The 19,343-nt window shown below is 73.2% G+C and carries 12 protein-coding genes; 3 read left to right on the forward strand and 9 right to left on the reverse strand.

The window, feature by feature from the left end; translation table 11 throughout:
- Positions 1-4: 4 nt before the first annotated feature.
- From ACWCWD_RS17590 to ACWCWD_RS17610, 5 genes are all read right to left on the reverse strand, one after another.
- Complete coding sequence (locus ACWCWD_RS17590) at positions 5-1,726, reverse strand: succinic semialdehyde dehydrogenase (RefSeq protein WP_450773712.1); 1,722 nt, start codon at positions 1,724-1,726, stop codon at positions 5-7.
- Between the two features lie 172 nt (positions 1,727-1,898).
- The gene (locus ACWCWD_RS17595) at positions 1,899-3,779 is read right to left on the reverse strand and encodes a protein kinase domain-containing protein (RefSeq protein WP_450773829.1); all 1,881 of its coding nucleotides are present in this window, start codon (positions 3,777-3,779) and stop codon (positions 1,899-1,901) included.
- A 238-nt stretch (positions 3,780-4,017) separates the two neighbouring features.
- Complete coding sequence (locus ACWCWD_RS17600) at positions 4,018-7,095, reverse strand: protein kinase (protein ID WP_450773713.1); 3,078 nt, start codon at positions 7,093-7,095, stop codon at positions 4,018-4,020.
- Between the two features lie 268 nt (positions 7,096-7,363).
- Positions 7,364-9,457 carry a serine/threonine-protein kinase gene (locus tag ACWCWD_RS17605; protein ID WP_450773714.1) on the reverse strand — a complete coding sequence of 698 codons (2,094 nt, stop codon included), beginning with the start codon at positions 9,455-9,457 and terminating at the stop codon, positions 7,364-7,366.
- 326 nt (positions 9,458-9,783) lie between these two features.
- Positions 9,784-11,490: a glycerol-3-phosphate dehydrogenase/oxidase gene (locus tag ACWCWD_RS17610; protein WP_450773715.1), complete on the reverse strand. Its 1,707-nt coding sequence runs from the start codon at positions 11,488-11,490 to the stop codon at positions 9,784-9,786.
- Positions 11,491-11,767: 277 nt separating this feature from the next.
- On the opposite strand from ACWCWD_RS17610, the gene ACWCWD_RS17615 reads away from it, so the two are divergent.
- Together ACWCWD_RS17615 and ACWCWD_RS17620 are read left to right on the forward strand one after the other, a co-directional pair.
- The gene (locus tag ACWCWD_RS17615) at positions 11,768-13,030 is read left to right on the forward strand and encodes a nucleotide sugar dehydrogenase (RefSeq protein WP_327177530.1); all 1,263 of its coding nucleotides are present in this window, start codon (positions 11,768-11,770) and stop codon (positions 13,028-13,030) included.
- 148 nt (positions 13,031-13,178) lie between these two features.
- Positions 13,179-13,943 carry a hypothetical protein gene (locus ACWCWD_RS17620; protein WP_450773716.1) on the forward strand — a complete coding sequence of 255 codons (765 nt, stop codon included), beginning with the start codon at positions 13,179-13,181 and terminating at the stop codon, positions 13,941-13,943.
- 98 nt (positions 13,944-14,041) lie between these two features.
- On the opposite strand, the gene ACWCWD_RS17625 is transcribed toward ACWCWD_RS17620, so the two are convergent.
- From ACWCWD_RS17625 to ACWCWD_RS17640, 4 genes are all read right to left on the reverse strand, one after another.
- Positions 14,042-15,166: a GuaB3 family IMP dehydrogenase-related protein gene (locus ACWCWD_RS17625; RefSeq protein WP_018101158.1), complete on the reverse strand. Its 1,125-nt coding sequence runs from the start codon at positions 15,164-15,166 to the stop codon at positions 14,042-14,044.
- A 106-nt stretch (positions 15,167-15,272) separates the two neighbouring features.
- Entirely contained in the window at positions 15,273-16,775 is a 1,503-nt protein-coding gene (gene guaB / locus ACWCWD_RS17630; RefSeq protein WP_450773717.1) for an IMP dehydrogenase, read from the reverse strand.
- A gap of 174 nt (positions 16,776-16,949) precedes the next feature.
- Entirely contained in the window at positions 16,950-17,525 is a 576-nt protein-coding gene (locus ACWCWD_RS17635) for a sigma-70 family RNA polymerase sigma factor (RefSeq protein WP_450773718.1), read from the reverse strand.
- A 303-nt stretch (positions 17,526-17,828) separates the two neighbouring features.
- Positions 17,829-18,440, reverse strand: a complete 612-nt coding sequence (locus tag ACWCWD_RS17640) for a response regulator transcription factor (protein WP_003948568.1) — start codon at positions 18,438-18,440, stop codon at positions 17,829-17,831.
- 477 nt (positions 18,441-18,917) lie between these two features.
- On the opposite strand from ACWCWD_RS17640, the gene ACWCWD_RS17645 reads away from it, so the two are divergent.
- A complete protein-coding gene (locus ACWCWD_RS17645; RefSeq protein WP_450773719.1) occupies positions 18,918-19,250 on the forward strand; it encodes a WhiB family transcriptional regulator in 333 nt (110 codons plus the stop codon).
- The last annotated feature ends 93 nt before the right edge of the window (positions 19,251-19,343 follow it).

A 19,343-nucleotide genomic window follows, 5' to 3' on the forward strand; every position in this document is an offset into this window, starting at 1 on the left:
CGGATCAGCGCAGCCGGAACGCCTTCATCGCCTTGAGGCTGCGGCTCATGAACGCCGCGTACTTCTCGTCGTCCATCCCGAAGACGGGGGCGAGCGGGATCAGCCGCTGCTGGGCGACGGTCTGCGCCTCGGTGTACTTGAGGATGCCCTCGGAGCCGTGCCGGCGGCCGAGCCCGGAGTCCTTCATGCCGCCCATCGGGGACTGCACGCTGCCGTAGGCGGGGGCGTACCCCTCGTTGATGTTGACGGTGCCGGTGCGCAGCCGGGCGGCGACCCGGTGGCCGCGGCGGGCGTCCGTGGTCCAGACGCTGGCGTTGAGACCGTAGGGGGTCGCGTTGGCGAGGGCGATCGCCTCGTCCTCGTCGGTGAAGCGGTAGACCGAGACGACCGGGCCGAAGGTCTCCTGGGTGCAGACCTCCATGGGCGCCTCGACGCCTTCGAGGATGGTCGGCTCGTAGAAGAGCGGGCCGATGTCGGGGCGCGCGGTGCCGCCCGCGACGAGGGTGGCGCCCTTCGCGACGGCCTCGTCCACGTGCCGGACGACGGCCTCCAGCTGGCGTTCCCCGGCGAGCGAGCCCATGTCGGCGCCGTACGCGAGGGAGCCGCCGAGCCGCATCGCCCTGGTGCGGGCGGCGAAGCGGGCCACGAAGTCGTCGGCGACGGACTCGTGGACGTACAGCCGCTCGATGGAGATGCAGAGCTGGCCGGCGGAGGAGAAGCAGGCGCGGACGGCTCCGGCGGCGGCCTTCTCCACGTCGGCGTCGGCGAGCACCAGCATGGCGTTCTTGCCGCCGAGCTCCAGCGAGACGCCGACGAGCCGGGCCGCCGCGCCCTGGGCGACCTCGCGGCCGGTGCGGGTGGAGCCGGTGAAGGAGACGTAGTCCGCGCGCTGGACGACCTCGGGGCCGACGACCGGGCCCTCGCCGAGCACCACCTGGAAGACCTCGGCGGGCAGTCCGGCCTCGATCAGCAGGTCGCGGGCCCAGAGCGCGGTCAGCGCGGTCTCGGTGTCGGGCTTCATCACGACGGCGTTGCCGGAGACGAAGGCGGGCAGCGCGTCGCCGACGGAGAGTTCCAGCGGGTAGTTCCAGGGGGCGATCTGGCCGACGACCCCGCGCGGCTGGCGCAGCTCGGTGACCTTGGTGAGGGTCGGTACGACTCCGGTGTGCCGCTTCGGGCGCAGGTAGGCGGGGGCCTTGCGGCCGTAGTGGCGGGAGGCGACGGCGACCGCCTGCACCTCCTCGTGGGCGTGCAGCCGGGCCTTGCCGGTCTCCAGCTGGATGAGGTCGAGGACCTCGGCCTGGCGCTGGAGGACGAGGTCGTGGAAGCGGAGCAGTACGGCGGCCCGGGTGCGTACGGGGGTGGCGGCCCAGGCGGGCTGGGCGGCGCGGGCCCGTTCGAAGGCGGTGGCCACGTCCTCGGGGGTGGACTCCGGCAGGTCGGCCAGTTTCTCGCCGGTGATCGGGGTGTGGTTGGCGGTACGCCCGGAGCCGACGACTCCGCGGACCAGCCGGGCGACCAGGTCGGGGGTGACCACGTCGGCCGCCGTGCGTACGCCCGCGGGGGCCGCCGCCACCGGGTTGGTGCCCGGGCCGGCCGTCGCCGCCCGCGCGCCGGGGGCCTGCGGGTCCGCCGCCTCGGGGGCCGATGCCACGGCGCCCGCCACCCCGGGGGTCGATGCCGTCGAGTCCGCTGCCGTCGAGTCCGCTGCCTGCGAGTCCGTCATGAGGGCGAGGGTAAGTCCACCGGCCGACTTTGGGTACCCGCGGGTAACACCCTTTTCACACTCCCCACACCCAGCCAGTGATCACTGGCGGAATAACCGCTGATCAGGGCGGTTCCCGGTGCGGCAGCGGGAATTCGGGGCGGTGGCCCCGGGCTCCGCCCCCGTGCCGGGCTCACTCCGTACGGGCGGGCGGGCGCCAGCTCCTGAGCATCGTGTCGAACAGCTCCCGGGTGTTCTCCCAGTCGTCCACCGGGGCGGTCAGATAGAGCGCGTACTCCGGCCCGCCGGTGCCGCCGAAGTACATCTGGTCGATGCCGCGCCGCTCCCCCGGATGGTCCTGGGTCTCCGTCCAGGTGAACTCCCAGAGCGAGCCGGAGTGGTCGCGGAAGGTGTTCTCCTCCAGCGAGATGCGCGAGTAGCCCGGAAGCCGGTCCATGAGGTTCTCCTCCATGGACTGCATGTGGGCGTACGCGGTGTCGAAGTCGGGCGCGTCGTCGACACTGATGCGGAGGCGGTGCCCGCCATCGTCCGGCGTGTAGTCGATCTGGGTGCCCTCCGTCCGGCGCTCCCATCCCTCCGGTACGGCGAGGCTGAAGCCCGCCGGGTCCTCCACCCGCTTCCAGCCGGCCGGTATCGAGGAGTCGATCGAACCGGCGGACGGGGAGGCGGCGGCGTCCGAGGGTCCGGCGGTGGCGCCGGTGTCCGAGGTGCCGCCCGCGGCACCGGGCGAGGGCTCCGAGGTGCCGGTGGGCCGCTGCGCGGTGTCCGTGGGCGAGGGGCGCCCGTTCGCGTCGTCCGACCCGCTGCCCGCGTAGTGCATCGCGCCCAGTCCGGCCCCGGTGCCCAGCACCGCCGCGACCACCACGGCCACCACGGTGTTGCGCCGCCGCGACCCGGACTTCGCCCCCGGGCTCGCGGGGGACGCGGAGGTCGCGGGGGTGGCGGAGGTCGCGGCGGTGGTGTGGCCGGACGGTCCGGGCGGGGTTCCGTACGGGAACCCGACCGGAGGCGTGGGGGCGCCGAACCCGGACGCGGGAGAGCCCTGCCCGCCCTGGGTGCCGTACCCCGACGGGGCGGAGCCCTGCCCGCCCTGGGTGCCGTACCCCGGCGGGGCTGAAGCCGGTCCGGGCGCCGGGGCCGTCGGCCGGGCGACGGTGGGGCCGGTCGCTCCCGCCCGGTCCGCCGGTGCCGCCTGCCCGTACGCCTGCGCCTCCTGCCCGTACGGCGGTGCGGCCGTCTCGTTCCGGGTCTCGCCCGCGTAGTGGCGCGTGTCCACGTACACCTGCGCGGTGCGCGGTTCGCGGCCGGTCAGCACGGACCGCAGCATCCGCTCGGTCTCGGCGGTCGAGGGCCGGCCCGCCGGGTCCTTGCAGAGCAGGGCGGCGATCACCGGGCCGAGGGTGCCGGCACCCGGCGGGATCGTCGGTTCTTCCGTGACGACCGCCTGCATGGTCGCGATGGGCGAGGAACGCCGGAACGGCGACCGGCCGTCGATCGCCGCGTAGAGCGTGGCGCCGAGCGACCAGAGGTCGGAGGCCGGTCCGGGATCCTGGCCCTGCACCCGCTCGGGCGCCAAGTAGTCGATGGAGCCGATGAGTTCGCCGGTCCGGGTGATGGTCGAGTCGCCCTCGATGGCGGCGATGCCGAAGTCGGTGAGGAGGATCTGCCCGTCGCGGGCGAGCAGGACGTTGCCCGGCTTGACGTCCCGGTGCAGCACCCCCGCCGCGTGCGCCGCGCGCAGCGCGCCGAGGACCCCGAGCCCGATGCGGGCCGCCTCGTGCGGGGTGACCTCGCCGTTCTCCTTGGCGGAGTCGGCGAGCGACGGCCCGTCGACGTACTGCATGACGATCCACGGGCGGTCGTCGTGGTCGAGCACGTCGTGGACCGTGACGACACCGGGGTGGCTGATCCGGGCGGCGGCCCGCGCCTCCTTGCGGGTACGGGCGTGCAGCACGACCCGGTCGGCCTCGGCGACGTACAGGCCGGCGGTCAGCTCCTTGACGGCGACCGTACGGTGGAGCACCTCGTCCTCGGCCCGCCACACCTTGCCCATGCCGCCCCGGCCCAGCACGTCCACCAGCCGGTACCGGCCCGCGAGTACCAGTCCCGGCGCCGTACCGGCGGCCTTGTCGGTGCGCCTGCCGCTGTTCGATGAGTGATCCACGTGTCGTCCCCGCCCCGTTGCTCGGGTGCCAGATTACGGAGGGGCTCGGAGGCGGGGAACCTCGCACCGCCCATGAGACCGCACTGTGATGACCGGGGGCGGAGACGTACCCGAACATTCCGGACCGTCAGGACGTCACCTTGTACGAGGAGATGACCTGCTGGTAGATGCTGGAGACCTGATCGCGCTCGTTGACCGGGCCGCTGACCTGGATGATGTGGTAACGGCCGTCGACGATCATCGCGAGGTTGCGGACGTACACCTCACGGCCGTTGACGTCCTGCCAGGTGTACTGCCCCTCGGCCATGGCCTGCCGGCCGACGTCGACCCGGCGGAGCTCGGTCGCCGTGGACCAGGAGGAGTCGCGGAACGGCTGCAACTCGGGTTCCTTGTCGCGCTGATAGGCCATCGGATCGGACCCGTTGGACTGCACGGTGTCCCGGCCCGGCACGATCAGCAGGCTGAACCCGTCGCTGCCGTAACGGATCTGGCGGTCCGCGTTGGCGGGGCTGCGCTGCCAGTCCTTCAACACGCCCACCTCGAAACCCTCCGGGTCCTTGCGGAGCGTGTACCCCGGCGGGAGCGCCACGGCGGACCGGCTCGTCTGCGGGTCCTGGGTCCCGGGCGCCGACGAGGGCTTGCCGGAGGCGGACGGGGAGGGCTTCTCGGCGGGCGGCTCGGAGCCGGCGGGTGCGGCGGAGTCGGTGGCCGCCGGGGTGGCGGCCGCGCCCGTACGCGTACCGGCGTCGTTCTTCGGCATGAACACCAGGGCGTAGACCACCGCACCGGCCAGCACCAGCAGGACGAGCAGCAGGAGCAGCCGGCCGAGGCGGCGCGGCGGCCGACTGCCGTTGTCCCGCAGCACCTTGGGCTCGCGCGGACCGCGGGGCGGCCTGCGCTCCTGCGTGGCCCGGGGCTCGTACGCGTACGACTGCGCGGGCTCCTGGTACTCCCGCTCGTCGGCCTCCGGGTAGCCGCTCAGCCCCAGGGCCTCAAGGCCCGCCGTCTCCTGACCGTCCCGGCCCACCTGGCCGCCGCCGGTGCCCTGGCGGTGCCGGCCCTGCGAGGCGGAACGGAACCGGCGTCGCCTGCGGACGAGTTCGCCCTTGCGACGGACGATGGGCAGCTTGGCGGCGTCGTCGGCGGGGAGCGGCACGACGTCCGTACCCGCCTCCGGCTCCGGCGCGGACCGGATCAGGGAGCGCAGCCAGCCGCGCAGCTCCTCGAAGTCGGGCCGCTCGGCGGGGTCCTGGCGCAGCAGTGACTCCACGACGGGCCGCAGCGGACCGCACTCCTCGGCGAAGGCGGGCGGCTCCCCGCACACCATCTGGACGAGCTCTGCGGCGTTCTCCTCCGGGTAGGGGGCGTGCCCCTGGACCGCGCGGTAGAGCAGCGCGCCCAGCGCCCAGAGGTCGGTGGCGGGGCCGATGGGCGGGGCGAGCTGCCAGTTCTCGTGGACCGGACCGGCCTGTTCGGGCGCCCACCGCTCGGTGACGGCCCCGACGACGGCGATACGGGCCTGCCGGGCACGTTCGGCGGCGAGGGGGGTGGCGGGCCCCCGGTAGGCCGGGCCCTGGTCGCCGGCGGCCACGACGGCGTCCCAGCTGCCGGCGGGCACGCGTTCGACGGCCGCACCGGAACGGGCGGCGGGCAGCATCTCGCGGCGGGAGTCGGCCCGCAGGGCGTCGGCGCCGGAGCCCCCGGCGGGCACGGGACGCCCGGAGTGGCCGTCCTCCCAGGAGCCGGCGAGGTGGACGCGGCGGCCGGGAGCGGCCGGACCCGGGTCCTCCGGGTCGTCGTCCTCCTCGTCGTCCTCCTCGTCGTAGAGGTCGGGGTAGAGATCGGCGGAGGAACGGCCCCAGCCGCTGGGCAGCGGCGGCAGCGCCCCCGCCGCGGGGCGCGGCGGCGGCAGCAGCCCCGGCCCGTCGGCGGCCTCGGCACGCTGCTGCTCCTCGGCGCGGCGCTGTTCGTCCGCCCGGCGCTGTTCGTCCGCGCGGTGCTGTTCGTCCGCGCGCTGCCGCTCCTCGGCCCGGCGCTGCTCCTCGGCGAGGCGCTGTTCCTCGGCGCGCTGCTGCTCTTCGGTGACGCGGGCCGAGGCCGCGAGGGCACCCGCACGGTAGGCGGCTATCGCTCCGGCACGGGCGGCCCGCAGCTGGGCGGCGGTCGCCGCGCCGGGATCGGCGGGCGGCAGGGCCGCGCCCGGGGGCGCCTCCGGGACCGGCGGCCGGTGCTGCGGGACGGCGGGAACGTCCGGGACCGGCGGCCGGTGCTGCGGGACGGCGGGAACGGCCGGGACCGGGGGTGCGGCGGGAACGGCCGGGAGCGGCACCGCGGCGGCGTCCCGGTCGGAGTGGCCCGGGTACGGCTCCCGGTCCGCGTACGGGTCGCGGGGCTCGCCCCACGGGGTGTGCGGCGGGGCGGGGACGGGGGGCAGCGCCGGGGGGAGCGCGGCGGGCAGCTCGGGGGCGTACCCGGTGTGCCGCTCGTCGTAGCCGCCACCGTCGCCGTGGCCGCCGTCGGGGCCGTCCCCGTGCTCGTACGCGTGCTCCTGCGCGGGGTCGCTCTCCGGCTCGTCGTGGAGCCGGGGCGGGGCGTCGGGTTCGTCCAGGTCGGGGCGGGGCACGGTGACGTACCCGCAGAGCGCCTCCTCGGCGGCGCCCGCCGCGAGGCCGGTCAGCATGACCCGGCCGTCGTCGCAGACCAGTACCGTCCGCACGGTGATGTTGCGGTGGGTCCAGCCGTGCGCGTGCAGCACCCGCAGGGCGGTGAGCACGTCGGAGCCGATCTCGGCGGCACGGTAGGGGTTGAGGGGGCGCTCGGCCAGCAGTGCGGCGAGCGGGCGGGCGGGGACCAGTTCGCTGACGATCCAGAGCGAGCCCGCCTCGGCGAACACGTCGAAGACCTGGTCGAGACGCGGATGGTCCGGGACCTGGGCGGCGGCCTGCGCGGCCTCTATCGCCCGGCGCACCGCCGGGTCCGAGGAGCGGCGGACCGCCCGGCCGGTGGTCCGGCGCACGGGCGACGGCCGGCCGTCGCCGTCGAGCACCTCGGCGTCGACGACCTCGGGGAGCGGCACCTGCCGGACCAGGACCTCCTGGCCGCTGTAGGTGTCGAAGGCGCGCGTCTCGACCAGTTCGTAGGCGTCGGACGGCGGCAGCGGAAGGCGGTAGCGGTCGGCGAGCACCCGACCCGCATAGTCGTCCACGACGCCTCCCCAGAGCGCACGATCCCCGGTCACGAGATCCGGACGAGCCGTCACATCACGGACTTTGCCGTACATATGACACGCCATCACAGCTGCGAACGGTTCTCGGACTCTTACGATACGTGGCGGGACGCGGCGGCGTGTCCGGGTCGCCCCAACCCGGGTGGACCGGACCGCCGGGAGCAGTGGGGTGACCGCCCCGGAGGGCGGTCACCGGACAGCCTCGGTACTTCGTCGGTCCGGCGTCGGTCCTTCGTCGGTCCCTGCGTCAGTCCTTCGGCGCGAAGGTGGCGAACGCCGTCTCCCGCAGGGTGCGGCACTCGTCCTCGCTCCACTTCGCGGCCGGGCAGCTCACCATGATCGAGTAGCCGTGCGTCGAGTCGGCGCGGAAGCCGCGGTTGAGGACGTGCACCCGCTCGCCGTTCTGGGTGCGCTCGAACTCCCAGTCCGCGACGGTCGGGTAGCCGTTGTACTCGACCCTCTTGATGCCGATGTGCTTGTAGTTGTTGCTCGCGGCGCTCACCCCCGCGACCGCCGCCGACCAGGCCGCGGCGGCGTCCTTGCCGGGCGAGCTGTTGTAGTCGACCTGGACGCGCGGGAAGCTGCCCTTCGACGCGTTGTAGATGCCGCCCGAGTTGGACCCCGCGATGGCGGTGAGCCGGTAGGCGGCGGGCATCGCCATGGTGAAGTGGAAACGGCTGTCGCTGACCGTCTTGTACCCGGCCGGCAGCGCGTCGTCGTCCTTGCCGCCCTTGTCGTCCTTGCCGTCCTTGCCACCGTCGCCGTCCTTGCCGTCCCCGCCGTCCTTGCCGGACGAGGAGGCGGAGGCCGAGGCGGTGCCGGCCGTGGACGGAGCCGCGGAGTCGCCGGACCCGCCCTGCCCGTCCGTACGGTCGTCGCCCTTGCCGGAGGCGTCGGCCCCGCCGGTGGACCCCGCCGCGGTGCCCTGGGTGGCCGTGCCCTTGCCGTCCTGGTCGTCCCCGCCGCCGAGGCTGAGCGCGAGCACGGTACCGACGACGGCGAGCACCACGACTCCCGCGATGATCGCGAGGGTCCGGCGCGGCACCACGTCGGTGAGCGAGGCGCGGGTGGACGCGCCGGGGGTGCGCGGCGGCACTCCGCCGGAGGCCGAGGCCGTGACGGCGCCCGGGGCGCCGGCCTTTCCGGCCTTTCCGGCCGTACCGGCGGCAGCGGCGGGGCGGGTGGCGGCGGAACCACCGGCGGAACCGCCGGCGGCAGCACCACCGGTGGACGCGCCCGCCGGGGTCGCGGCGGAGGCGCTCGGAGCACCGGCCGCCCCGGCCGCACCAGCCGCTCCGGCCACACCGGCGGCCTTCGAGTTCCGTACGGAGCGCAGGGCGCCGCGCAGCCGGTCCCTGGTTCCCTCGCCGGTCGGCGAGGAGACGGGGGTCCGCGCGTCGGGACCGGGTCCGGTCCTGCCGTCCGAGGGGGCCGGGCCCACCCCGGTGGGTACGGCCATCACCTGGGTGGCGTCGGCGGGCGGCTTCTCCGGGGCGTTGACGATCGCGGTGAGCAGGGCGCGCGCACCGGCGTCGTCGAGCCGCTGCTCGGGGTCGCGGGTGAGGAGGCCGTAGATGACGTCGGTCAGCGGGCCCGCGTTCTTCGGCGGGTCGAGCGGTTCGGTCATCACGGCCGTCAGCGTCGCGATGGCCGAGCCCTTGTCGTAGGGCGGGCTGCCTTCCACGCTCGCGTAGAGCAGGCCGCCGAGCGACCAGAGGTCGGCGGGCGGTCCGGGCTTGTGGCCGCGGGCGCGCTCCGGCGAGATGTACGAGGGGGCGCCGACCAGCATGCCGGTGGAGGTCACCGACGGGTCGCCCTCGACCTGGGCGATGCCGAAGTCAGTGAGGACGACCCGGCCTTCCTGGGATATCAGCACGTTGGACGGCTTCACGTCCCGGTGCAGGATGCCCTCGCGGTGCGCGGAGCGCAGCACGTCGAGGATGGCGAGGCCGACCTCGGCCGCCCGTCGGGGCGTCAGTGTGCCGTCCTCGCGGATCACTTCGGCGAGGGACTTGCCCTCGACGAGCTCCATGACGATCCACGGCCGGTCGTCCTCGTCGACGACGTCGAACACGGTGACGGCGCTGGTGTTGCGGATGCGCGCGATCGCCTTGGCCTCACGCAGGGTGCGCGTGATCAGCCGGCGCTTCTCGTCGTCGTCGATGGCCGAGGGGAACCGGAGTTCCTTCACCGCGACCGTACGGCCCAGGGTCTCGTCCTCGGCGCGCCAGACGGTACCCATACCGCCCCGGCCGAGCACCTTCCCCAGCCGGTACCGTCCCGCGAGAAGACGTCCCTCGGTGTCCCGTTGGGGCCCGTTTGCCTGCTCCGCCTCCGACATGCGTCCCCTCTGCGATCAACCCGCCCTGGCAGAGCGTCCATTGTCCCTCACCCCGGGACCGGTTCTGGTTCCGGGTCCGCGGTCGGCCTCGACGGGGCCGGGGAAAGGGCTTACCGGGCGTGGGGCGCGGCTCCCCCGCCCCGGCGCCGGGCACCCCCGCCGCCTACGGTCGGGTGCCCCCTCCTCGCCCTCCCATGCCCCGGCCGCCGGGGCCTCGCGACACCCCGTCAGTTCGGTACGGCCGGACCGGACGGCCGGTCCGCACGGTCCGGACAGCCGGATCGGCACGACCGGCCCGGACCGAACCGGACCGCCGGCCCTGGCCGTCAGATCGGCACGATGTCCGGTGCGCCGAGCCGGGCCGCGTCGGCCGTGAGGTCGTCGGGCTGGCGCTGCGACTCCCGTTCGGCCTGGACCCGCTTCTCGTAGTGCTCCACCTCGCGGTCGACCCGGTCCGCGTCCCAGTCCAGCACCGGGGCCATCAGCTCCGCGCAGACGCGGGCGCTGAGGGTGCCCCGGTCGAAGGTCTCGATGGAGATCCGGGTCCGCCGGGTGAGGACGTCGTCGAGGTGGCGGGCGCCCTCGTGCGAGGCGGCGTAGACGATCTCGGCGGCGAGGTAGTCGTCGGCGGCGGGCAGCGGCTCGCCCAGCGCGGGGTTCTCCGCGATCAGCGCGAGGAGCTCCTCGGCGAGGGAGCCGTACCGGTTGAGTAGGTGCTCCACCCGGACGACGTGCAGGCCGGTGGCGGCGGCGATCCGGGCGCGGGCGTTCCACAGGGCGCGGTACCCCTCGGCGCCGAGCAGCGGTACGTCCTCCGTGACGCACTCGGCGACCCGCTGGTCGAGGCCGTGCGCGGCCTCGTCCACGGCGTCCTTCGCCATCACGCGGTACGTCGTGTACTTGCCGCCCGCGACCACCACGAGGCCGGGCACCGGGTGCGCGACGGTGTGCTCGCGGGAGAGCTTGCTGGTCGCGTCCGACTCGCCGGCCAGCAGCGGGCGCAGCCCGGCGTAGACGCCTTCGACGTCGTCCCTGGTCAGTGGGGTGGCGAGCACGGTGTTGACGTGTTCGAGGAGGTAGTCGATGTCAGCGCTGGAGGCGGCCGGGTGGGCCTTGTCGAGGCTCCAGTCGGTGTCGGTGGTGCCGACGATCCAGTGGCGGCCCCACGGGATGACGAAGAGGACGGATTTCTCGGTCCGCAGGATCAGCCCGGTCGAGGAGTGGATGCGGTCCTTGGGCACGACGAGGTGGATGCCCTTGGAGGCGCGGACGTGGAACTGTCCGCGTTCGGCGATCAGCGCCTGGGTGTCGTCGGTCCACACGCCGGTCGCGTTGACGACCTGCTTGGCCCTGACCTCGTACCGGCCGCCGGTCTCGACGTCCTCGACCAGGGCGCCGACGACGCGTTCGCCCTCCCGGAGGAATCCGGAGACCCGCGCGCGGTTCGCCGCGTGCGCGCCGTAGCTCACGGCGGTACGCACCAGGGTGGCGGTGTAGCGGGCGTCGTCCATCTGGGCGTCGTAGTACTGGAGGGCTCCGACCAGGGCGTCCTTGCGGAGCGCGGGGGCCACGCGCAGGGCGCGGCGGCGGGAGAGGTGGCGGTGGACGGGGAGTCCCCGGCCGTGTCCGGAGGAGAGGGACATCGCGTCGTAGAGGGCGACGCCGGAGCCCGCGTACAGCCGCTCCCAGCCCTTGTGCTGCAAGGGGTAGAGGAACGGCACCGGCTTCACCAGGTGGGGGGCGAGGCGTTCCAGCAGCAGGCCGCGTTCCTTGAGCGCCTCGCGGACCAGGGCGAAGTCGAGCATCTCCAGATAGCGCAGGCCGCCGTGGATGAGCTTGCTGGACCGGCTGGAGGTGCCGGAGGCCCAGTCGCGCGCCTCCACGAGTCCGGTGGAGAGCCCTCTGGTGGCGGCGTCCAGCGCCGTCCCCGCGCCGACCACGCCCGCGCCGACGACCAGTACGTCCAGTTCGCGTTCGGCCATCGCGGCGAGCGCCTCGGAGCGCTCGGCGGGTCCCAGTGTCGATGTCCTCAACTCTGCCTCCCGGTGGATCGGGGTGGGCGGGCGCCCGGACGACGTGTCCGGGTTCCGTCCGGCCGGAGCGGCCGTGCCCACGTTCCCGATTCTGTCCGCGCACGGCGACTTCAGCCACCGCCTGTGGACAACGCTCCCGGTCGCCACGGATGACAGCCATCATTCTGTGCGACATAAATGCGACATACAGGTCATATTTACGCCTAGTCTGACATCGCGCGGTCCACAGCAGTTGCGCTTTCGGTCCTCATGGTCCTATGGGAAGGACGGCCCTCGCATGCCCGCAGACCTCGCGGTCATCGGCCTCGGTCACCTCGGCCTGCCCCTCGCGCAGGCAGCGGTCGCCGCCGGTATCGACACCATCGGCTACGACACCGATCCGCGCCCGTACGCGGATCTCGGCGCGGGGCGCACCCCGGTCGAGGGCTCGCTCACCGCGTCCGAGGTCCGCAGGATGCTCTCCCGCGGCTTCCGCCCCACCACCAACGCCACCGAACTCGGCCGGGTGCGCACCGCGGTGATCTGCTCCCCCACCCCCCTCGGGCCCGACCGCACCGTCGACCTCACCGCCCTCGGCGACGCCGCCCGGGCCCTGGCCGCCCGGCTCCGCCCGCACACCACGGTGCTGCTGGAATCGCCCGTACCCCCGGGCACCACCGAGAACTTCCTGCGCGGGCTGCTCGAAGAGGGGTCCGGGCTGCGCGCGGGCCGCGACTTCCACCTCGCCTGCTCCCCCGGCCGCCTGGACCCGGGCAACCGCACCCACACCTACGCCAACACCCCGAAGGTCATCGGCGGCCTCACCCCCGCCTGCACCGAGTCCGCCGCCGCGTTCTACGGCCGGCTCACGGACAAGGTGGTACGCGCCAGGGGCCCGCGCGAGGCCGAGATGACGAAGGTGCTGGAGACCAACTTCCGGCACGTGAACATCGCCCTCGTCAACGAGATGGCGGTGCTCTGCCACGAGCTCGGCGTGGACCTCTGGGACGTCATCCGGTGCGCGGAGACCAAGCCCTTCGGCTTCCAGCCGTTCCGCCCCGGCCCCGGGGTCGGCGGCCACGGCGTCGCCCTGGACCCGGGCAGCGCCCCGTACGCCGGCCACGCTCCCGGCCCGCCGCTGCGCCTGGTCTCCATGGCGCAGGAGATCAACGACCGCATGCCGAGCTATGTGATCCGGCGCAGCGCCACCCTGCTGAACGAGCACGGAAAGTCGGTGCGCGGCGCCCGCATCCTCCTCCTCGGCGTCACCTACAAGCCGGACAGCGCCGACCAGGAGGCGGCCCCGGCCCGGGACATCGCGAGCCGGCTGATGGACCTGGGCGCCCAGATCGGCTACCACGACCCGCACGTCCTGGACTGGCGTGTCCGCGACGTCCCGGTGCCCCGCGCCGACTCGCTGTACGAGGCGGCGGCCGCCGCCGACCTGACGCTGCTCCTCCAGCACCACCGCACGTACGACCTCCAGGGCCTCGCGGTGAAGGCGCAGCTGCTGCTCGACACCCGGGGGGCCACTCCGGCGGGGGCCGCGCACCGGCTGTGACGGGCGGGACCGTGCCCGGGCGCGGGGCGGTCCCGGAATCCCGGTGGGCGCTGTCACAGGCGGCTGCTAGCCTCTGGCGTCACCTTCGCACAACCGTGCGTATCCGTCGCACCGTCGTGCGCGCATCCGTCCCAGGGGGATTTCCACCATGAGCCAGTCCGTGCCGCCGCCCAGCCGGCCCCAGCAGCCCGAGGACGGCCGGCCCGTCGCGGACAACCCGTACGCGGCCGAGGCGCCCAAGGCACCGGCTCCGGCGGCCCCGCCCGTCGCGCCCCCGGCCGGAGCGCCCGTGCCCCCGCCCACCGGGGCCCCCGTGGCACCGCCCGTCGGGGCACCCGTGGCACAGGCCGGTCCGCCGGTGGGAGCGCCGGTCGTCCCCGCGCCGGGCGCGCCCACCGGCAACCCCTTCGCGGGCGCGCAGCCCGGTCAGCCCGGCACCCCCTGGCCCGCGCAGCCGGGGCAGCCCGGCCAGTACCCCGGGGTGCCGTTCGCGCCGATCGCCGGTCCGGTCCGCAACAACCTGGCCCTCGGCCTGCTCGCGTCGCTCGGCACCGCCGCCGTGATCGGGGCGATCTACGGCGCCATCATCGGGGCCACCGAGCGCGAGTTCGGTTACGCGGCGGTCGTCGTCGGCCTCGTCACCGGCTGGGCGGCCGGCAAGGCCGGCGGCCGCAACCCCGTGCTGCCGTTCGCCGCCGCCCTGTTCTCCCTCGCCTCGGTCTACTTCGGCCAGCTGCTCGGCGAGGCGATCATCGCCTCCAAGCACCTCCCGGTCTCCGTCTCGCAGATGTTCTTCGAGCACTTCGGCGTGCTCCAGGAGGCGTGGAAGGCGGACGCCGACTTCCTCAGCGTCGTCTTCTTCGCGATCGCCGCGTTCGCGTCGTTCTCCGCCGCCAAGAAGATCTCCGACTGACCGGCCGACCGCCCGGCATGCGGAGAGGGCCCCGACCACCCATGTGGTCGGGGCCCTCTCCGTATGCGCGGAACCGCGCGGAACCGCGCGGAACGCGGTCAGCGGCGGTGCTGCGAGTCCGCCACCGTCACCTCGACGCGCTGGAACTCCTTGAGGTCGCTGTAGCCGGTCGTGGCCATCGCGCGGCGCAGGGCGCCGAAGATGTTCATCGAGCCGTCCGGGGTGTGCGACGGGCCGGTCAGCACCTCCTCGGTCGTACCGACCGAGCCGAGGTCCACCAGCTTGCCGCGCGGCACGTCCTCGTGGACGGCCTCCATGCCCCAGTGGCGGCCACGGCCCGGGGCGTCGGTGGCGCGGGCCAGCGGGGAGCCCATCATCACGGCGTCCGCGCCGCAGGCGATGGCCTTCGGCAGGTCGCCGGACCAGCCGACGCCGCCGTCCGCGATGACGTGCACGTACCGGCCGCCGGACTCGTCCATGTAGTCGCGGCGGGCACCCGCCACGTCCGCCACGGCGGTCGCCATCGGCACCTGGATGCCGAAGACGTTGCGGGTGGTGTGCGCGGCGCCGCCGCCGAAGCCGACCAGGACACCCGCCGCGCCGGTGCGCATCAGGTGCAGGGCCGCGGTGTACGTGGCGCAGCCGCCGACGATCACCGGGACGTCCAGCTCGTAGATGAACTGCTTGAGGTTGAGCGGCTCGGCGGCACCGGAGACGTGCTCGGCCGAGACGGTCGTACCGCGGATGACGAAGATGTCCACCCCGGCGTCGACGACGGCCTTGGAGAACTGGGCGGTGCGCTGCGGGGAGAGCGCGGCGGCGGTGACGACACCGGAGTCGCGCACCTCCTTGATGCGCTGCCCGATCAGCTCCTCCTGGATCGGCGCGGAGTAGATCTCCTGGAGGCGCCGGGTCGCGGTCTCGACCGGCATCTCGGCGATCTCGTCGAGCAGCGGCTGCGGGTCCTCGTGGCGGGTCCACAGACCCTCCAGGTTGAGCACGCCGAGTCCGCCGAGCTCGCCGATGCGGATGGCGTGCTGCGGGGAGACCACGGAGTCCATGGGAGCGGCCAGGAACGGCAGCTCGAAGCGGTAGGCGTCGATCTGCCAGGCGATCGAGACCTCCTTCGGGTCCCGGGTCCTGCGGCTCGGTACGACAGCGATGTCGTCGAATGCGTATGCCCGGCGGCCGCGCTTGCCGCGCCCGATCTCGATCTCAGTCACGATGTGTGGCCTTTCCCTCTACGTCTGCGCTGACCAGTATCCCCGACACACGCGGGAGGGGCGGCCCGGGGAACCCCGGTCCGCCCCTCCCGCACCGTGCCCGGTGCTACTTCCTGCTGTAGTTCGGTGCCTCGACCGTCATCTGGATGTCGTGCGGGTGGCTCTCCTTGAGACCCGCCGACGTGATGCGTACGAAGCGGCCCTTGCTCTCCATCTGGTCGATGGTCTCGGCGCCCACGTAACCCATGGTCTGACGCAGGCCGCCGACGAGCTGGTGGAGGACGTTCGCCAGCGGGCCGCGGTAGGGCACCTGGCCCTCGATGCCCTCGGGCACGAGCTTGTCGTCCGAGGACACCTCGGCCTGGAAGTACCGGTCCTTGGAGTACGAACGGCCCTGGCCGCGGGACTGCATGGCGCCCAGCGAACCCATGCCCCGGTACGACTTGAACTGCTTGCCGTTGATGAACATCAGCTCACCCGGCGACTCCTCGCAGCCCGCGAGGAGGCTGCCCAGCATCACGCTGTCCGCGCCCGCGGCGAGCGCCTTGCCGATGTCGCCGGAGTACTGCAGGCCACCGTCGCCGATGACCGGCACACCCGCCGCGCGGGCGGCGAGAGCGGCTTCGTAGATCGCGGTGACCTGCGGGACGCCGATGCCGGCGACCACACGGGTGGTGCAGATCGAGCCGGGTCCGACGCCGACCTTCACGCCGTCGACGCCGGCGTCGATCAGCGCCTGGGCGCCGTCGCGGGTGGCGACGTTGCCGCCGATGACGTCTATGCCGACGCTCGACTTGATCTTCGCCATCCAGTTGAGGGCGTTGCTGTTGTGGCCGTGCGAGGTGTCGACGATGAGGAAGTCGACCCCGGCGGAGGCGAGCGCCTGGGCGCGGTCCAGCGCCTCGGGGCTGGCGCCGACGGCCGCGCCGACCAGCAGACGGCCTTCGGCGTCCTTGGCGGCGTTGGGGTACTGCTCGGCCTTCTTGAAGTCCTTGACCGTGATGAGCCCCTTGAGGGTGCCCGCCTCGTCGACCAGCGGCAGCTTCTCGATCTTGTGGCGGCGGAGCAGCTCCATCGCCTCCACGCCGGAGATGCCGACCTTTCCGGTGACGAGCGGCATCGGCGTCATGACCTCGCGCACCTGGCGCGAACGGTCGGACTCGAAGGCCATGTCACGGTTGGTCACGATGCCCAGGAGCTTGCCCGCGGGGTCGGTGACCGGCACGCCGCTGATGCGGAACTTCGCGCAGAGCGCGTCCGCCTCGCCGAGGGTGGCGTCGGGGTGCACGGTGATCGGGTCGGTGACCATCCCGGACTCGGACCGCTTGACCAGGTCGACCTGGTTCACCTGGTCCTCGATCGAGAGGTTGCGGTGCAGCACACCGACGCCGCCCTGACGGGCCATCGCGATCGCCATCCGCGACTCGGTCACCTTGTCCATGGCGGCCGAGAGCAGGGGGATGTTCACGCGTACGTTGCGGGAGATGAGGGTCGAGGTGTCGACCGCGTTGGGCAGGACCTCCGACGCGCCCGGCAGCAACAGCACGTCGTCGTATGTCAGCCCGAGCGTCGCGAACTTCTCAGGCACTCCGTCGACGTTTGCAGTCATGACACCTTCCCCAAATGGTCTTGATCGGTGCGGATGTCCATGCTAACGGCCTTCGGGGGTGTCTCATTCCACGACCAAGATCGTCGAGCGCCTCCGTAGATTCCTACAGAAGCCCGGGACGCCCGGGAAACCGGGGGGTCCGGGCGGGAGACGCCGACGCGGGTGCGTCCGAAGTCACTGCTCGGCCAGGGCCCGCAGCCGGCTGAGCGCCCGGTGCTGGGCGACGCGTACGGCACCCGGGGACATACCGAGCATCTGTCCGGTCTCCTCGGCGGTCAGGCCGACCGCGACCCGCAGGACGAGCAGCTCGCGCTGGTTCTCCGGGAGGTTGGCGAGGAGCTTCTTGGCCCAGGCCGCGTCACTGCTGAGCAGGGCGCGTTCCTCCGGGCCGAGGGAGTCGTCGGGGCGCTCGGGCATCTCGTCGGACGGGACGGCCGTGGATCCGGGGTGGCGCATCGCGGCGCGCTGGAGGTCGGCGACCTTGTGTCCGGCGATGGCGAAGACGAACGCCTCGAAGGGGCGGCCGGTGTCGCGGTAGCGGGGCAGCGCCATCAGTACGGCGACGCAGACTTCCTGCGCCAGGTCCTCGACGAAGTGACGAGCGTCGCCGGGCAGCCGGTTCAGCCGGGACCGGCAGTACCGCAGGGCGAGGGGGTGTACGTGGGCCAGCAGGTCGTGGGTCGCCTGCGCGTCGCCGTCCGCGGCCCGATGCACCAGGGCAGCGATCACCGTCGTCTCGTCGTCACGCATCGGACCATGGTGCCTCGGTGCCGACCGGTCCGCGCCATCGCGTTCCGAGTTGTGCACCGAAGCGTTACGAGCGGGTGCGCCGGATGTCATGTCCTGCGCCCTCCCCTTCCGCTGGATCCGCTGGTCCGAATCGTCGTTCCTGAGGAACTCCACAGCTCAAGGATGCGTCATCGGCCGGGAAGCGTCACCCACCGCCGCCGCGACCCGGCTCGCCGTGGGCGGGCCGCCCCGCCGGTGATCTCCGTCGCCCCGTCCGCGGGTCCGCGGACGGGGACGATTCCGGCACGTCGGGGACGGCACGGCTCAGCGCACCAGGCCCCAGCGGAATCCGAGCGCCACGGCGTGGGCACGGTCCGAGGCGCCGAGCTTCTTGAAGAGCCTGCGGGCGTGGGTCTTGACCGTGTCCTCGGAGAGGAAGAGCTCGCGCCCGATCTCCGCGTTGGACCGGCCGTGGCTCATGCCTTCGAGCACCTGGATCTCACGTGCGGTGAGCGTGGGGGCCGCGCCCATCTCCGCGGACCGCAGCCGGCGCGGGGCGAGCCGCCACGTCGGGTCGGCCAGCGCCTGGGTCACGGTGGCCCGCAGCTCGGCGCGCGAGGCGTCCTTGTGCAGATAGCCGCGGGCACCGGCGGCGACCGCGAGCGCGACACCGTCCAGGTCCTCGGCGACCGTCAGCATGATGATCCGGGCGCCGGGGTCGGCTGAGAGCAGCCGTCGGACGGTCTCCACACCTCCCAGGCCGGGCATGCGGACGTCCATCAGAATCAAATCCGAACGGTCGGCTCCCCAGCGGCGGAGTACTTCCTCGCCGTTGGCCGCCGTCGTCACACGCTCGACGCCGGGCACGGTCGCAACCGCGCGACGGAGCGCCTCTCGGGCGAGCGGGGAGTCGTCGCAGACGAGGACGGATGTCATGACCGTCCTCCGCAGCTGATGCGCGTCACCTTGAGCCTCCAGGCTGATACAAGTCGTCACCTGTGCGGTTGACCCCCTCGGACATGTGCCCGAGCCGGTTAGTCGCCAACCGCCTCCGCACTCTCAACGATGGTCACTCGAAAGAGTTACGGGTCGGACCGTAGGGTTCGGCACTCTACGTGAGGTCGCACACACGGAGCGGATCGACGCGGGCGCTTCACCCTTCAACCGAAACTTCACCGGTTGACGTGCCCTATTTGGCGGGTTTTCTTCCCTTTTGCTGGTGTCTGTGACTAGATTCGCAATCAGTCATATTTACATCTACTACGACCATAGATGTACGGTCACGCCTCAGCCCCCGAGAACCCGAGGCACCGAGGGACCGGGGAACTGAGGATCGGCCCACCGACGGACGACGACGGACTGCGACTGCCGGGACGACGTCTCCGGCAGAGCATGGTTTCGAGGGGACAAGCAATGGCAGATTTCTCCCGCCTTCCCGGACCCAACGCGGACCTGTGGGACTGGCAGCTGCTCGCGGCCTGCCGAGGGGTCGACAGTTCACTGTTCTTCCATCCCGAGGGCGAACGCGGAGCCGCCCGCAGCGCCCGCGAGACCTCGGCGAAAGAGGTGTGCATGCGCTGCCCGGTACGCGCCGAGTGCGCCGCCCACGCGCTGGCGGTCCGCGAGCCCTACGGGGTGTGGGGCGGCCTGACCGAGGACGAACGCGAGGAACTGATGGGCCGCGCCCGCAACCGCCTGATCACGGCGGCCCACTCCGGTACGGGCGACAGCGCGCAGCACGACTGAGGGGCGCGCGCCGTCCCGTACCGCAGGAACGTTTCTGCACTCGTTTCCGCAACCGCTTCCGCAGTCACCGCGCGATCAGCGGGACCGGCCCGG

The organism is Streptomyces sp. NPDC001493 (assembly GCF_053597235.1).

Excerpts from the sequence above, each read along its gene's own strand:
- ACWCWD_RS17590 (WP_450773712.1), bottom strand. The coding sequence starts at position 1,726 with ATGACGGACTCGCAGGCAGCGGACTCGACGGCAGCGGACTCGACGGCA.
- ACWCWD_RS17595 (WP_450773829.1), bottom strand. The coding sequence starts at position 3,779 with ATGGGCAAGGTGTGGCGGGCCGAGGACGAGGTGCTCCACCGTACGGTC.
- ACWCWD_RS17615 (WP_327177530.1), top strand. The coding sequence starts at position 11,768 with ATGCCCGCAGACCTCGCGGTCATCGGCCTCGGTCACCTCGGCCTGCCC.
- guaB (WP_450773717.1), bottom strand. The coding sequence starts at position 16,775 with ATGACTGCAAACGTCGACGGAGTGCCTGAGAAGTTCGCGACGCTCGGG.
- ACWCWD_RS17620 (WP_450773716.1), top strand. The coding sequence starts at position 13,179 with ATGAGCCAGTCCGTGCCGCCGCCCAGCCGGCCCCAGCAGCCCGAGGAC.
- ACWCWD_RS17645 (WP_450773719.1), top strand. The coding sequence starts at position 18,918 with ATGGCAGATTTCTCCCGCCTTCCCGGACCCAACGCGGACCTGTGGGAC.
- ACWCWD_RS17635 (WP_450773718.1), bottom strand. The coding sequence starts at position 17,525 with ATGCGTGACGACGAGACGACGGTGATCGCTGCCCTGGTGCATCGGGCC.
- ACWCWD_RS17640 (WP_003948568.1), bottom strand. The coding sequence starts at position 18,440 with ATGACATCCGTCCTCGTCTGCGACGACTCCCCGCTCGCCCGAGAGGCG.
- ACWCWD_RS17605 (WP_450773714.1), bottom strand. The coding sequence starts at position 9,457 with ATGTCGGAGGCGGAGCAGGCAAACGGGCCCCAACGGGACACCGAGGGA.